We start from the raw sequence: 14,905 nt of genomic DNA, 5'->3' as shown, positions 1-14,905 counted from the left end.
ATTACCATGAGTAGAAAAATCGTTCAAAGCGAACAAATGCCAAAGCCGGTTGGTCATTATAGTCATGCAATCATTTCGAATGGATTCGTTTTTACTTCCGGACAACTGCCTATTGTTCCGAAATCAGGAAAAATAGAAGCATCTGACTTCGGAGGGCAATTAAGACAGGTTTTGGATAATCTGAAAACTGTGCTGGAGGCATCCGGAAGCGATTTATCAAAAATTGTTAAGGTCACAGTGTTTCTAATTGATTTAAACAAATTTACGATGCTGAATCAGGTCTTTACTGAATATTTTCCAAAAGAGCCGGCGGCGCGTTCGGCAATACAAGTCAGCCGATTGCCCTTGGGATCACTTGTGGAAATCGAGGCGGTTGCGACATTGGAGAATTAATCGATGAAAAGAAAATATGCGGTCATAGTCAATCCAACTGCCGGTCGTGGAAAAACCGCAAGAAAATTGCCATGTCTCCAGGAAATTACGAGAAATCAGGACGCCGTATTCGATTACTATATTACGGAATATCCGTTTCATGCGGCGAGAATCGCTGATAAGATTCACGATGAATACGACGCTGTTGTCGCTTATGGTGGAGACGGAACGGCAAACGAAGTGATGAACGGACTTGCGGGAACAACAACGCCTTTGGGTATCATTCCCGAGGGTACGGGTAATGATTTTGCGAGGTGTATCGGCGTGTCGAAAAACTTAGAAAAAGCCGTTAAAATACTCATGCAATATGATTGTCGCATGATGGACCTGGGCATAATCGGTGATCGATTGTTCCTAAATGGCGTCGGCATCGGTTTTGACGGATATGTCAACCTTCGGAGCAAGAGTACACGACTGTTTCGCGGCGCAATGTCATATTATATTACGATTCTTAGTTGTCTGGCGCGATGGCGTCCGATTCCAGTCCAGATCGAGATTGACGATCTGCCTGTTCCAAACAAGTTTGCATATCTTTTAGCGATTGGAAACGGCTGTTCATCCGGCGGCGGATTGATGCTGACTCCGGATGCAGTCATTAATGATGGAAATTTCGACATCTGTCATATTCGGGATATTCCGATCTGGAAAATATTAATGAATCTTGGACGTCTCAAGACCGGCACGCTGGGTATCGTTAAGGAAGTGAACATTCAGAAGGGGGAAACGATTTCAGTGAAAAGCGAAGTTCCCTTGCCGATTCATTTCGACGGGGAAGTGTATGATGTCAACGCAAAAGAAGTCCGGGTCTCGATCGTTCCGAATTCCGCCATGGTAATCGGCGATTGGAATAACTGATTCCTTAAAGGTGTAAATCAAACAGTCAGATTATCCGATATTAATTTCTTAAAAAGAACAAAAGTGAAACGCATCTCGAAAATTCAAATAATCTGCGTAGCAATCTTGATTTTTACCCTCCATCCGTTGAATATGGCGGCAGAAGAGAAGGACTCGACAAGCGTTATTTCTCCGCGCAAGACGTTTTTTATTTCTCTGGCGTTTCCGGGTGCTGGGCAGTTGTACCTCAATCGTCCGTTAAAGGCAGTTGGATTTATCTCCGCAGAAGTTTTTTACATTTATAAAACGGTTGAGTACAATAAAATTTATCAATATGTTAAAAACACTAAAGCCGACATCGGTATAGACATCTGGAATAGTCTGACAGAAGCACAAAAAAAGGACTCCGTCAATCTATATACTGGTTATAAATTGACAGTTGATTCTTGGCGTGTTCGTGAAAAACGCAATAAGTATGCGTGGTGGTGCGCCGGTGTCTATTTTATCAGCATTTTGGATGCTTATGTCGATGCGCATCTCTCCAATTTTCCGAAAGATGACATTGACGTCAGCGCCATCGCCGATCGTGAGTCTGTCGGTATGAACATTTCATTTGCATTAGAGAGAAAGAAATGAATAATCAGAGAGAGCAATGGGGATCGCGCATCGGATTTATTTTATCCGCAACCGGTTCGGCAATTGGACTCGGAAATATATGGCGATTTCCATATCTGGTTGGTGAAAACGGCGGCGCGGCATTCATTTTTGTCTATCTGATCTGTGTTTTTGTGATCGGACTCTCGCTGGTTATAACAGAAATGATTATCGGACGAACAGGTCAGAAAAACCCGGTCGGCAGTTTCCGGGCATTATCGGGCGGAAATCCATTTTGGATTGGCGTCGGGTTGTTAGGTGTCATTACCGGATTTCTGATCCTTTCTTATTACAATGTCATTGCTGGCTGGAGCCTTGGCTACGTCATTGAATCTATCAAAGGATCGTTCCAATCACTTGGGAAGCCGGAAGAAGCCGGAATACTGTTTCAGCAATTTTCATCCTCAACAATCTGGAGCGTTGTTTATTCGGCGATATTTATGTCTTTAACGGTAGTTGTGATTTATTTCGGCGTCACGAAAGGTATCGAATTGGCAAGCAAATGGATGTTGCCGCTTTTGTTTTTTCTGTTGATAGTACTCGTCATTCGCGGAATCACGATCGATGGAGCCAAAGCCGGAATACTGTATTTGGTTAAGCCTAATTTCTCTTTGATCACGCCGCGAGTTGTATTGGTCGCACTCGGACAGGCGTTTTACAGTTTGAGTCTTGGAATGGGCGCACTACTGACGTACGGCAGTTATCTTTCAAAAAAAGAAAATATACCGGTTTGCGCTATTAGCATGGTAACGTTGGATGTGATTGTCTCGCTTCTGTCGGGTTTTATGATCTTTCCGGCGCTTTTCGCAATGGGACTTCAACCTGGGCAAGGTATTGCGCTGTTGTTCAATATTTTACCCATTTTGTTCAATACGATTCCCGGAGGCTATTTTTTCCGAATAATTTTCTTTATTCTTATTTGCCTCGCGGCTCTGACATCGACGATTTCCCTTCTCGAAGTAATCGTTTCATTTTTTGTTGATGAGTTTAATCTGAAAAGAAAAAACGTCGCCATCGCTGTAGGTTCTTTCGTATTTTTATTGGGAATTCCAAGCGCACTTTCATTTGGGGCATGGAAAGATTTTCAATTTTTTCATCGAACCGTTTTTGAACTTGCCGATTTTATTTCATCGAATGTTTTTCTGCCAGTTGGAGGAATTTGTATGGCGCTTTTCGTCGGTTGGTTTTGGGGAAAAGACAAAGTTCTTTCCTATGTGCACGAAGGAAGTGAAGGTTTCAAAGGTTGGATCGTTTTAATCTGGATGTTTATCGTCCGATTTGTTACGCCGATCATGATTCTACTGGTTTTTTTACTATTAATCGGAATTCTATGAAGCGAAGTCAACGAGTACTGATCATGACAATTCTTGCCACGATGATACTTTCATCAGGAGATCGTCCTGTCTTGGTTCCGAAGAATTCTCGCGATCCGTGGTTAGGATTGGACAAACTCAAGCATTTTACATCGGCTGTCTATATGACGATGACTGCGTATTATGTGCAATCCAGAATAGCGAATAAATCGCGAAATGCATCAGAAAATGTATCCACAATGATGACAGTCACGCTGGGTGTATCAAAAGAAATTTTTGATACACGGAAAAAAGATGGGTTTTTTAGTTGGAAGGATGTACTTTTCGACGTAGCGGGAACCGCTGTTGCGTTAGTTTTTATAAATCAGGTGAAATGAAAGAACTCAGGGAATATATCGGTTGCATCCATGTGCATTCCGTTTATAGCGACGGGAGCGGAACCTATCCGGAGATTATCCATGATGCGCAGTCCGCAGGTTTGGACTATTTGATGATGTCCGATCACATGAATTTGAAAGGTCGAGAGGAAGGTTTTGCCGGATGGCACGGAAATCTATTCGTCAGTGTCGGGTATGAAATGAACGACGCGGATGATCGCCATCACTACCTGATTTTTGGTTTGGACAATGCGCTTTCTTCAGAATTAACTCACGAACAATATATTAAGGTTGTAAAAGAAAAAAAAGCGCTTGGCATTGCCGCTCACCCATTCGAAGAACGAATCTCACGTTCGGCGCTTCCCGGTTATCCCGCCATTACATGGAGCAGTCTCGACTATCCGGAAATTGAAACTATTGAACTATGGAATATGATGTCGCATTGGTTGGAACTGACAACGATGAAGAATGTTCTGTGGAATGTCGTCCATCCACGCAGTTTTTCGACTTTTCCATCCAAAAAATTGATCGATTGGTGGGACAATGCAAATCTTGTGCGAAAGGTAACGGCAATTGGTTCGATCGATGTCCATGCAACGAAATTCAAAATTCTCTGTCTCTTTCCTAAAGCGATTTTTGACTATAAAGTGATGTTCAAGTCTATCAGGACGCATCTGCTGACAAACGAAGAATGGAAACAGTCTGATCCCCTTGAGAAGACGGAAGCAGAGATTCGCAAAATCATTTCCAGCGGTAACTGTTTTTTTTCTAATTATCGCAGAGGCGATGCCAAAGGTTTTCGTATGTGGGCGGAAAATGGTTCGGAATTGATCGGTATGGGAGAAACTGGTCATTGGAAATCTGCGACTGTTCGCGCTATTCTTCCGAAAAAAGCCGTTTGCCGGTTGATTCGGAATGGTCAGCCGGTTTTTGAACAAAAAACCGATAATCTGGAGATCAAAGTCGATGAAGGAGTCTACCGTTTAGAGGCGGAAAAAGATCACCGCGGCTGGATTTATTCAAACCATATTCGGATAAAAGAAAATGGATAAATTATGTGCGGAATAGTCGGGATATACAATCATGACGAAGCATCGACGCTGGCTTATCTCTGCTTGTTTGCCCTGCAACATCGCGGGCAGGAGGGAGTCGGCATTGTGACTTACGATGATAAAAAGACATTCATCCGAAAAGATAATGGCTTGGTGTCGGATGTTTTTTCCGACCGGAAAAGTCTGGAAAGTCTTCCGGGGAAAATTGCGCTTGGGCATGTTCGTTATTCGACGCACGGCGGTTCCAAAAAGGAGAATATCCAGCCGCTGGTTTTTAATTATCGCGGGAAACAGATTGCGCTGTCTCATAATGGAAATCTTGTTAATCTGGACAAAATTCAGGAAGAACTTGAAAAAAAAGGCGCCATTTTTCAGACGACTTCCGATACAGAATTTATTATTCATCTTTTTTCGCATGCCTCTGGAAGCATCGAAGAACGATTCCTGTCCGCTTTTCGGAAAGTAGAGGGCGCGTACTCAATGATCATCCTGTATGGCGAAAAGATGATCGTCGCGCGCGATCGTCACGGTATCCGTCCGCTTTGCGTTGGAAAACTTGACGATGCGACGGTCTATGCGTCCGAAACCTGTGCGCTGGATTTGATCGGCGCCAAATACGAACGGGATATCAATCCCGGCGAAATGGTAGTCATCGATAAATTCGGTGAAAAATCTTACCAGATTGCCGAATCGAGTCCGCGTCATTGTATCTTTGAATATGTCTATTTTTCCAGACCAGACAGCCGGATTTTTGGCGAATACGTCGATAAAACCCGTCGCAAACTCGGAAAAATTCTCGCGCTTGAAAAACCAGTCGAAGATGCCGATATTGTCATATCCGTTCCGGATTCAAGCAACACGACCGCAATTGGTTACTCTCAAAGGTCCTCAGCGCGTTTCGATATTGGATTGATCCGGAACCATTATATTGGGCGTACTTTTATTCATCCAACGCAATCGATGCGAGATTTTACTACGAAAATCAAATTCAATCCGATCGGTGGAGTGTTGAAAGGCAAGAACGTCGTCGTTGTCGATGATTCGATCGTTCGCGGAACGACGTTAAAAAAACTTGTGACTCTAATTCGCGAAGCTTGTCCAAAATCAATCCACATCCGCATTGGCTCACCGCCTGTCAGATTTCCTTGTTTTTATGGAATGGATTTTCCATCTCAGAATGAATTGATCGCCAACCAAAAATCTATCGAGGACATCCGCGATTATCTGGAAGTCGAAAGTCTGGAATTTATCAGCGTCGATGGCTTGCTGGATTCCATGAGCCTGCCACGCGACCATTTTTGCACCGCTTGTTTTACCGGAAAATATATCGAACCCGACATTCACCCCAAAATAGAGGGCAAACTGTCATGTTAAAAACATCAAAGAAATCCATCTGGTTGAGACTCAAAGAGCAAATTCAGGTGATGAGACAGGACGATTATCAGTTCAAACTACCGATGAAATTTGTTCAGCCGTTGGACTATCTTTTCATCTTTCGCCCGACGCTATTTTTTCCTATCTGGATCATCGCACTTGCCGGTTATTCCGTCTATTTTATAACGGATGCTCAATTAATTTGGTGGAAAGTCGGTGTCAATTGGAAGGTTTTTGGGAATTTTGCGTTTCTCACATTGGCCGCCGGAGGCACGTTTATACTTAATCAAATTCGCGATATCGGAACCGATCAGGACAATAAAAAACTATTTCTCATTTCCGAAAATCATGTTAAAGCCAGCATCGCGCGAATAATTGCTTTGATTTCGATGGGCGTCGCTTTGATCGTTTTTCTGATTCAATCTATTTCGTTGTTCATCCTTCTGGCAATATTTCTCATATTATGGGGATATTTTTACAATTTTAAACCGTTCGTATGGAAAGATAAGCCGTGGATGGGAGTTTGGGCAAATGTCTTCGGCGGATTTGTTTTATTCTTGATCGGCTGGAGCTTTGCCGGAGTATTGAATCAGAATGCATTAATTCATGTCATTCCATACCTATTTGCCTGGGGATCGATTACTCTCATGACGACGATACCGGATATGAAAGGCGATGCGGCTCATTCCAAAGAAACTTTCGCCGTAAAATATGGAATCCGAACAAGTGTTTGGGTGGCGACGGTTTGGGTTGTTACGGCTTTCATTACCGGTCTGATTTTAGACGATCCAATCATCACACATCCGATTTTGATTTCGTTGCCTTTATACATCATTTTATTGTTTAAAATGGACGTGGTTTGGGTGCTGAGGACAATTCGATATTCAATATTTTTTCTTGCCATGTTTATTTGTTTTGAATTTCCATTATTCTTTATCGTCATCTTGGTCAATTTCTATTTGGCAAAAATTTACTATATCTCACGTTTCGATTTGGATTATCCGACATTTAGGGTGGAAGAGGAATAAAAATGATTCTTGTCAATCGCGAAATCTGTGATCTTTGTGGCGCGTGTGTTTCGGTTTGTCCGAAAGATTGTCTGGAATTGGCAGGAACTTATTTAAAAATCGATAATAGTGTTTGTATTGAATGCGGATTTTGCATCAAAGTTTGTCCGGTTGGTGCGATTAGCGATGTGAACGAAGAGGAGGAATCCGATGAAAGACCGCTATGACGTTCTGGTAATTGGCGGCGGTCCGGCAGGATCGACTGCGGCTCGTTTTGCCGCGTTGAATGGCGCCTCCGTTGCGTTGATAGAACGGGATCGAGAAATCGGCGTTCCTGTGCGATGTGCCGAAGGTATTAGTGATGTCGGGTTAAGAAAAATCATAGACATTAACCCAAAGTGGATTGCGACGACAATCCGAAATTTTCGGTTTTACTCGCCAACAAAGCAACAAGTTGAAATTCATTCCAACGAAATTGGCTACATCATTAATCGGCGTATATTCGATCACGATCTGGCAGTCGAGGCCATGAAATGCGGTGCCGAAATTTTCACAAAAGCAACTGCGCATAGACTTGCTCGAACAGAAAGTGGTTTTTTGAATGTTTTCATCCGCTATGAAAACCGCGAGCGAACAGTACAAACTAAAATTGTCATCGCCGCTGACGGTATCGAATCCCGAATTGCGCGAATGGCTGGAATCCAAACAAATCTTCCTTTGAAGGATATAGAATCTTGTGCACAGATCTTTGCTGGAAACGTTGATATTGATTCGGAACGAATCGATTTTTATCTTTCAGAAAGATGGTCGCCCGGCGGTTATGTCTGGGTCTTTCCCAAAGGCGAACGGATGGCGAATATTGGTCTTGGTGTAAACGGATCAATGACAAATGGACATTCGGCGGCAGAGTATTTAAACGGGTTCCTCGAAGAGAATTTTCCCAACGCTTCACGGTTAACCACAATTTACGGCGGTGTTCCTGTTTCGACGAATCTCGCCGAATTAGTAGCAGATGGGCTGATGGTCGTCGGCGATGCGGCGCATCAAGTGAATCCATTGACAGGTGGCGGCATCTCGTCTGCTATGGCTTCCGGGAAGATGGCTGGGACCGTTGCGGCGGATGCAATTCGTATAGGCAATACATCAAGAAAGAAACTTCGTGCTTACGAAACCGAATGGAATCGAACTATCGGAAAAGATTATCGGCGATTCTACCGGTTGAAACAATGGATTTGCAACATGACCGATGAGGATTTTGAAGAAATCGCATCCGCATTTCAGGGTATGAATCCCACCGACGTTAAAATGTCGAGTATTTTTCGATTGGCTGTCAAAAATAAACCGTCACTAATCGTAGATGCTATCAAAGCATTCTCAGGATTTTAATAGGCTTAATGAAAGAAATCTTAAAACAACTGTATTTGTCTGATTTTGTCGTAATCGATTTCGAGACGACAGGATTAAATCCGGCAAACGACGCGGTTATTGAGTTTTCCGGAATCCGTTTTATTGACGGAGAACCACGGGAAATAAAATCTTTTCTCTGCAATCCGGGTTTTGAGATTCCAATTGAAATTGAATTACTTACCGGAATCACAACAACGATGGTTACCGAAGAAGCGCCGTTTGAAAAACGTCTGAAAGAAGCGCTCACGTTTATCGGAGAATTGCCAATCGTTGGACATAACATCGGATTCGACTTGGCTTTTTTAAAAGAATATATAAGGCGCGTTAAAAAGAATCATAAAAGCATATTGAAAAATTTCATTTATGATACATCACTTTTAGCACAGGCGTTTTTTTTCTATTTGCATAATCACCGATTGACTACGGTTGCTGAATATTGCGGTTTTTCGGCGAAAGATGCACATCGTGCCGAAACGGATGCTCTGAACACCGGTCGCATTTTTCTGTGTTTGATCCGGGAAGCAATGAAATACGATTTTGAGACATTTCAAACCATCAACAGAATTCTCGAAGGAACGGATGATCCGAATAAGTTGTTATACTTACATCTTTCGGAAAGGTTATCTGCCGCTGGTTCAATCGGTTCTGATCGGATTCCGGTAATCGATTGGCACACACCAAATAATGTTATCGGGAAGAAAATTGAATCAACAGATAATGAACTCTTTCAAAAAACTTCTACTAACGTACTTGCTGCAAGGTTTTTTGGAGAATCCGGAAAAATTGCTGCTGTTCTGAAGAATTATGAACCGAGACGCCAACAAAAAGAGATGGCCAAGATTGTTTTAGACTCGCTTCTCAGCGAGCAGACGGCTATGATAGAAGCGGGAACAGGCGTCGGGAAGACTTTGGCTTATCTCGTGCCTTCGATTCTCTGGCTAAACGGAAACGGAAAAGACGACAATCGGGTAATCGTTGCCAGCAACACAAAAAACTTGCAGGAGCAAATTTTCTATAAAGAGATTCCGTTCATTTCTCAAGAACTGAAACTGCCATTCAAAGCGGTTCTTTTAAAGGGACGAAATAACTACATCTGTAAGACCAGATGGAATCGATTTTTGGCGGACATCGGAAACACTTTGGGTTTTGCCAATCGGTCTGCTATCATTCCAATCGTAATTTGGATGAAGCATACAAAGACTGGAGATATTAGTGAGAATAACGGATTTCATGTGACGAACAATTTTGCTATTTGGAAAGAAATCTGTTCAGAACCGGGCTTTTGCACAACCAGCGTTTGTCAGAAATATGATGGTTGCTATCTGGGAAAAATTCGGCATCAATCTCAGGATGCCGACATTGTTATTGTCAACCATTCGCTATTGCTGGCTGATTCGGCTTCCGACAGTCATGCCTTACCAGACTATTCTGTGCTGATTGTCGATGAGGCGCATAATCTTGAAAAAAATGCTTATACCTACTTTGCAGAGAAGATTAATCTTCCAATGCTTGCCTCTTTGCTCAACGAAATTAGTGTAGGAACGACTGTGGAGCGCGGAATCGTTAAAAACGTAGTCGATTTCTGCCGGCAAATCAAAAAACTCCGTGATATTGAACCAATCGTCGAAAAAATTAAAGACAACGTTTCCGACCTCAGAATCACTACTGTATCTTTCTTTAAAAAAATCACAAGTACGCATTTCATTAACAAGAATTCAAACGGTAAGAACTATGGCGTGAAAAAGCGGTATAAAGTATTTGTGGATGCTTTTCCGAATTTTGAAATGGAAACCAGCACTTTTGCCACTGAAATGAACAATCTCTACGAGAAATTAGTTGGTTTGAACGAAAAAATGAAAACACTGGTTGCGGATTTTCCAGAACTTTATGATGAATTAAACGCAAAATTGACGAATACGATTAGCGAATTAGACTTTTATCGGAGTACGTTTAAAAAAGTCGTGAATGGAAATGACGAAAAAATGATTTTTTGGTATGAAATCGGTGCAAGCGGCAGGGAAACGACAGTCGAACTTGCCTGCACACCATTGGCTGTGAATACGGAAATATTTGAAAAGGTACTGAAGGAACGTCAAACGACGATATTAACTTCTGCGACATTAAAAGTCGCCGATTCATTCGAATATATTGGGAGCCGAACCGGCGCACTGTTTCTTGACCGTGAATCGGTTCAAAGCGTTGCTGTTGGTTCTCCGTTTAAGTATTCAGATCAGATGAAGTTTTTCACGGTTTCACAACAAGGCGGAGAGATTCAGCCGTCTGTGATCGCATCGATTTTGATTCGTCTGGCGAAGGAAATACAACGCGGAATCATGGCGTTGTTTACCAGCTATTCTTCGTTGGGTGATGTTTATAAACTGATTGCGCCTACTTTTAAAAATCTGGGTATTACATTATTGGCGCAAGGGCATGGCGGATCACGTTCATCAATTCTCGATCAATTCCGCGCTGAGCGAAATTCTGTTCTTCTTGGTACGGATAGTTTTTGGGAAGGGGTGGACGTCATTGGGAATTCTCTGGAAATTTTAGTGATCACGAAACTACCTTTCCCGGTTCCTTCCGAACCAATCATCGAAGCAAACGTCGAGAAATTTAAAGAAGAAGGAAAAAATTCTTTCAACGAATATTACGTTCCGGAAGCGGTTCTTAAATTTAGACAGGGTGTCGGACGATTGATTCGATCAACCAGCGACATTGGTATTGTCATCAATCTTGATAATCGGATCGATCGGATGCCATACGGCAGATTTTTCAAAGAGTGTATTCCGGTCACGACAGAAACAGTTGCAGGGGAAGATGAGTTGATACAATCGGTCCAACAATTTTTTGGCAAGGATAAAGTATGATTCTTATGAAATTCATCATTTTAGTGTTGGCCTGTGCATTCAGTCTCAATGCACAGGATTCGAGTCGGATAACAATCAAATCAATCGTGACCGATCCGGGATTGGCAAGAGACGCTTCCACAAGTAAGAATTACTGCTGGACGCCGGATGGAAAATTCGTTACCTATTTTGGAAAAGAAGAGAAAGATCAACTTTCATTAATACGAATGTCAGCGGATTCGGCACGAGTCGATACGGTTTTCAGACCGAAAGATTTGACATTTTTCGATGGAACGAACAATATTGCGTTGAATGCTAATAGTGCGATCTGGTCGCCATTGATGGATAAAATTCTGCTGACCGGGAAAGACGATATTTTTATAATGTCTGTGAAAACGAAAGCAATTGAAAAGTTGACATCTGATGGAAAACCGAAAGAGGATTTTCAGTTTTCACCGGATGGGAATCTGATCAGTTTTATACAATCAAATAATCTGTGGATTATTGATTTACGGACAAAAATTGTCTCTCAATTGACAGCGGATGGAAACGAAAAAATCTGGAACGGAAAGCCGGATTGGTTGTATCGTGAAGAATTTGATATGTCGTCAGGATATAAATGGTCTCCTAATAGTAAACAAATTGCATTTCTACAACTCAATGAATCGAATGTGAATAGAATTCCGTTGATTAGTTATTCTGGGATATATCCGGAAGTGAATTGGAAATATTATCCAAAAGCAGGAGAGAAAAACCCGGATGTTCAGGTCGGAGTCGTCAATGTTGCCGATAAATCAATTATTTGGATGAAACCGGACGCTTCCCAAAAAGAATATATTCCGCGATTTAAGTGGATTCCATCAACGAATCGAATCGCCTTGGTTACGATTAATCGGCTACAGAGTTCTTTGAAATTATTTGTCGGTGATCCATTGACGGGAACGTGCGAACTTAGGTTGGAAGAAAAAGAATCATACTATTTAAATATCAATGAGTTATACTATTTTTTTAAGGATAGTTCGGATTTTATCTGGTTCTCGGAAAAAGACGGATATATGCATCTTTATCTTTATGATGGCAAGGGAAATCTGAAAAGACAGATCACGCAGGGAAACTGGTGTGTAACGGATTTAAATGCTGTCGATGAAAAAGCCAGAAAAGTCTATTTCACAGCAACCAAAAAATCGCCGTTAGAAAAACATTTATATTCTGTCAGTTTGGATTCAGCACGTTGCGAGCAAATCGATAGCACCGATGGCTGTCACGATATTGTCTTTTCGCCAACATTAAAGTCTTATCTCGATAAATATTCGACTTCGGAATTTCCTTCTAAAATTTATTTGACATCAGTTACTGGAAACGTGAGAAGATTGATATTTGAGAATCAAGATTTTAACAAAGATAAGTACGGTTTTAGCACAACGAAATTTGTTGAAATTCAGGCATTAGACGGAACGACGCTCTATGGTTCTATGCTCTGCCCGAAGAATTTTGATCCATCGAAAAAATATCCAGTGCTTGTTTATATTTATGGCGGACCTGGTTATCAACTCGTTAAGAATAGTTTTGCTGGTGCCTGGAACCAATATTTGGCGCAACAGGGATATATTGTATTTAGCGTCGATAATCGTGGATCAGCAAATCGCGGACGCGAGTTTGAACGAAAAATTTACTTGTCGATGGGGAAATTTGAACTACAAGACCAATTGGATGGGATAAAATATTTGAAAACATTGCCCTATGTCGATGCTAAACGGATAGGAATATGGGGTTGGAGTTATGGCGGTTACATGACTCTTTATGCGTTGGCAAAACGTCCAGATGTATTCAAAACAGGAATTGCTGTTGCACCAGTAACGCATTGGAAATATTACGATACGGCTTATACAGAACGATATATGGGACTTCCAAAGGACAATAGCATTGGGTATTTTGAAAGTTCGCCTTTCAATTACATCGATCAAATCAAAGCAAATTTCCTTCTTGTGCACGGACAGGCCGATAACAATGTCAACTTCCAAAATAGCGCGATGTTCATCGATGAATTAGTGAAAAAAGGAAAATCGTTCGAGATGATGGTTTATCCGAATCGCGATCACGGAATTTCCGATAACGAAGCAAGGATTCATCTATACGAAAAGATGGCGGATTTTCTTAAGAAAAACTTATAACGGATTTGCTCGTTTCATTGGGTGGTGAAGTCCTTTATAAATAAGATAATTTTCTGGCTGAAAGTAATGCGCGCTCCGTTTTTTACTGCGAGCATCGCGCCGGTGATTCTGGGTACTGCGATCGCCTGGTCGAAGTTCCACGTTTTCAATCCGCTTCTATTTTGGCTGACGTTAATCGGCGCCGTATCGGCTCATGCCGGGGCGAATATTATCAACGATTATTACGATCATCTTTCCGGAAATGACGAAGTTAACCGTAATTATAATGTATTTTCTGGCGGTAGTAGAATGATTCAAACAGGTCAATTATCTCCTGTTCAAATGCTCATCGTATCATTGATTGCTTTCTCTGTATCCATTGGGATTGGCTTATTTTTAAATTGGAAATCCGAAGGGGATGTCATTTTATGGATCGGAATTGTTGGCATATTAATCGGATTCTTTTATTCCGCTCTTCCGATCAGTTTATCCTATCGCGGAATCGGAGAAGTAGGGATCGCTTTGGCTTTTGGACCTTTGATCGTGTTTGGCTCGTGGTTTGTTCAGACCGATAGTTTTTCATGGTTGCCAATCTTGGCTTCGGTACCGGTTGGGATTTGGGTCGGATTGATCATATTTATTAACGAGTTTCAGGATTTCGATGCGGATTATCAGACCAGTAAAAGAACTATGGTTGTCCATTTTCATGACAAACGAAAAGCAATCCGGTTTTATCAGTTATCTATAGTCGGCTCTTTTATCTGGATTTTCGGTTGGATATTAAAAAGCGTTTTCCCTATTTGGACATCATTTGTATTTTTGCTGACGCCCATGATCTTCTGGGATATTGCTATATCATCCAAGAAATACAACACCATTCAGGAGTTATTGCCGGTCAATGCCGCAACGATCGGAATTCATTTTCTGGGAACTATTCTTCTTTCGTTGGGATTTATTCTCTAAATTTCTGTTTGATTGCGTCATCAGGAGTAATTAAACTTGTCACATATTTGTAGCGCATAGGGGACTCGAACCCCTGTTGCCGACGTGAGAGGCCAGCGTCCTAGACCACTAGACGAATGCGCCATTTCAAATAAACTTCTTCGGGAAATTTGCTGGGAAGCAGGGATTCGAACCCCGATAACCAGATCCAGAGTCTGATGTCCTGCCGTTGGACGACTTCCCATCATTTAAAAAAGCGGGCTAAATTTACAATATGAAGGAGTAATTCTCAAGTAAATCATTCCAGTATATAAAGGAGGATAAGATGTCGTTCAAAACGGTGAGGCGGAACCGACAATTATCTAACAGAGACTCTGTCCATTCCCTGATAGAATGTAAGAGGGGTAACGGTTCCGCCTATATTTAATATGGTTCTTTCGCATTTTAAATGGGTAGATAGTGTTTATTATTAGAGGTGAGGTCGAGTTTACCTGTCAGGAGATAGATAATAGTTTTG

The 14,905-nt window shown here is 41.8% G+C and carries 13 protein-coding genes and 2 tRNA genes; 13 read left to right on the top strand and 2 right to left on the bottom strand.

Annotated features, from left to right (window positions below; all coding sequences use genetic code 11):
* The first annotated feature begins 6 nt into the window (after positions 1–6).
* The 13 genes from COT43_07615 (at position 7) to menA (ending at position 14,409) form a co-directional block, all read left to right on the top strand.
* Positions 7–393, top strand: a complete 387-nt coding sequence (locus COT43_07615) for a hypothetical protein (protein PIS27992.1) — start codon at positions 7–9, stop codon at positions 391–393.
* A gap of 3 nt (positions 394–396) precedes the next feature.
* Positions 397–1,287 carry a hypothetical protein gene (locus tag COT43_07610; GenBank protein ID PIS27991.1) on the top strand — a complete coding sequence of 297 codons (891 nt, stop codon included), beginning with the start codon at positions 397–399 and terminating at the stop codon, positions 1,285–1,287.
* A 63-nt stretch (positions 1,288–1,350) separates the two neighbouring features.
* A complete protein-coding gene (locus COT43_07605; GenBank protein PIS27990.1) occupies positions 1,351–1,902 on the top strand; it encodes a hypothetical protein in 552 nt (183 codons plus the stop codon).
* Positions 1,899–3,254 carry a sodium-dependent transporter gene (locus COT43_07600; GenBank protein ID PIS27989.1) on the top strand — a complete coding sequence of 452 codons (1,356 nt, stop codon included), beginning with the start codon at positions 1,899–1,901 and terminating at the stop codon, positions 3,252–3,254. Before COT43_07605 ends, COT43_07600 begins: the two co-directional genes overlap by 4 nt.
* The gene (locus COT43_07595) at positions 3,251–3,610 is read left to right on the top strand and encodes a hypothetical protein (GenBank protein ID PIS27988.1); all 360 of its coding nucleotides are present in this window, start codon (positions 3,251–3,253) and stop codon (positions 3,608–3,610) included. The genes COT43_07600 and COT43_07595 overlap by 4 nt, the downstream gene beginning before the upstream one ends.
* Complete coding sequence (locus tag COT43_07590) at positions 3,607–4,662, top strand: histidinol-phosphatase (protein PIS27987.1); 1,056 nt, start codon at positions 3,607–3,609, stop codon at positions 4,660–4,662. The genes COT43_07595 and COT43_07590 overlap by 4 nt, the downstream gene beginning before the upstream one ends.
* 3 nt (positions 4,663–4,665) lie before the next feature.
* Positions 4,666–6,036: an amidophosphoribosyltransferase gene (locus COT43_07585; protein ID PIS27986.1), complete on the top strand. Its 1,371-nt coding sequence runs from the start codon at positions 4,666–4,668 to the stop codon at positions 6,034–6,036.
* A complete protein-coding gene (locus tag COT43_07580; protein PIS27985.1) occupies positions 6,030–7,064 on the top strand; it encodes a hypothetical protein in 1,035 nt (344 codons plus the stop codon). Before COT43_07585 ends, COT43_07580 begins: the two co-directional genes overlap by 7 nt.
* Positions 7,061–7,270, top strand: coding sequence for a ferredoxin (locus tag COT43_07575; GenBank protein PIS27984.1), 210 nt, complete (start codon positions 7,061–7,063; stop codon positions 7,268–7,270). The genes COT43_07580 and COT43_07575 overlap by 4 nt, the downstream gene beginning before the upstream one ends.
* A complete protein-coding gene (locus COT43_07570) occupies positions 7,254–8,429 on the top strand; it encodes a hypothetical protein (GenBank protein PIS27983.1) in 1,176 nt (391 codons plus the stop codon). The genes COT43_07575 and COT43_07570 overlap by 17 nt, the downstream gene beginning before the upstream one ends.
* 8 nt (positions 8,430–8,437) lie before the next feature.
* Positions 8,438–11,317: a hypothetical protein gene (locus tag COT43_07565; protein ID PIS27982.1), complete on the top strand. Its 2,880-nt coding sequence runs from the start codon at positions 8,438–8,440 to the stop codon at positions 11,315–11,317.
* Positions 11,314–13,467: a S9 family peptidase gene (locus tag COT43_07560; protein PIS27981.1), complete on the top strand. Its 2,154-nt coding sequence runs from the start codon at positions 11,314–11,316 to the stop codon at positions 13,465–13,467. Before COT43_07565 ends, COT43_07560 begins: the two co-directional genes overlap by 4 nt.
* Positions 13,468–13,533: 66 nt before the next feature.
* Entirely contained in the window at positions 13,534–14,409 is an 876-nt protein-coding gene (menA, locus tag COT43_07555; protein ID PIS27980.1) for a 1,4-dihydroxy-2-naphthoate octaprenyltransferase, read from the top strand.
* 47 nt (positions 14,410–14,456) lie between these two features.
* Here menA and COT43_07550 read toward each other — a convergent pair.
* A tRNA-Glu gene (locus COT43_07550) sits at positions 14,457–14,532 on the bottom strand.
* 26 nt (positions 14,533–14,558) lie between these two features.
* Positions 14,559–14,632, bottom strand: a tRNA-Gln gene (locus COT43_07545).
* Positions 14,633–14,905: the final 273 nt, after the last annotated feature.

This window comes from Candidatus Marinimicrobia bacterium CG08_land_8_20_14_0_20_45_22, from assembly GCA_002774355.1.
Lineage (GTDB): Bacteria > Fidelibacterota > UBA2242 > UBA2242 > UBA2242 > 0-14-0-20-45-22.
The sequence above is the reverse complement of the archived record's forward strand: the minus strand, read 5'-3'. Positions and strand labels throughout refer to the sequence as shown.

Coding starts and splice junctions, on each gene's coding strand:
- COT43_07615 (PIS27992.1), top strand. CDS start 7: ATGAGTAGAAAAATCGTTCAAAGCGAACAAATGCCAAAGCCGGTTGGT.
- COT43_07610 (PIS27991.1), top strand. CDS start 397: ATGAAAAGAAAATATGCGGTCATAGTCAATCCAACTGCCGGTCGTGGA.
- COT43_07600 (PIS27989.1), top strand. CDS start 1,899: ATGAATAATCAGAGAGAGCAATGGGGATCGCGCATCGGATTTATTTTA.
- COT43_07595 (PIS27988.1), top strand. CDS start 3,251: ATGAAGCGAAGTCAACGAGTACTGATCATGACAATTCTTGCCACGATG.
- COT43_07590 (PIS27987.1), top strand. CDS start 3,607: ATGAAAGAACTCAGGGAATATATCGGTTGCATCCATGTGCATTCCGTT.
- COT43_07585 (PIS27986.1), top strand. CDS start 4,666: ATGTGCGGAATAGTCGGGATATACAATCATGACGAAGCATCGACGCTG.
- COT43_07580 (PIS27985.1), top strand. CDS start 6,030: ATGTTAAAAACATCAAAGAAATCCATCTGGTTGAGACTCAAAGAGCAA.
- COT43_07570 (PIS27983.1), top strand. CDS start 7,254: ATGAAAGACCGCTATGACGTTCTGGTAATTGGCGGCGGTCCGGCAGGA.
- COT43_07565 (PIS27982.1), top strand. CDS start 8,438: ATGAAAGAAATCTTAAAACAACTGTATTTGTCTGATTTTGTCGTAATC.
- COT43_07560 (PIS27981.1), top strand. CDS start 11,314: ATGATTCTTATGAAATTCATCATTTTAGTGTTGGCCTGTGCATTCAGT.
- menA (PIS27980.1), top strand. CDS start 13,534: ATGCGCGCTCCGTTTTTTACTGCGAGCATCGCGCCGGTGATTCTGGGT.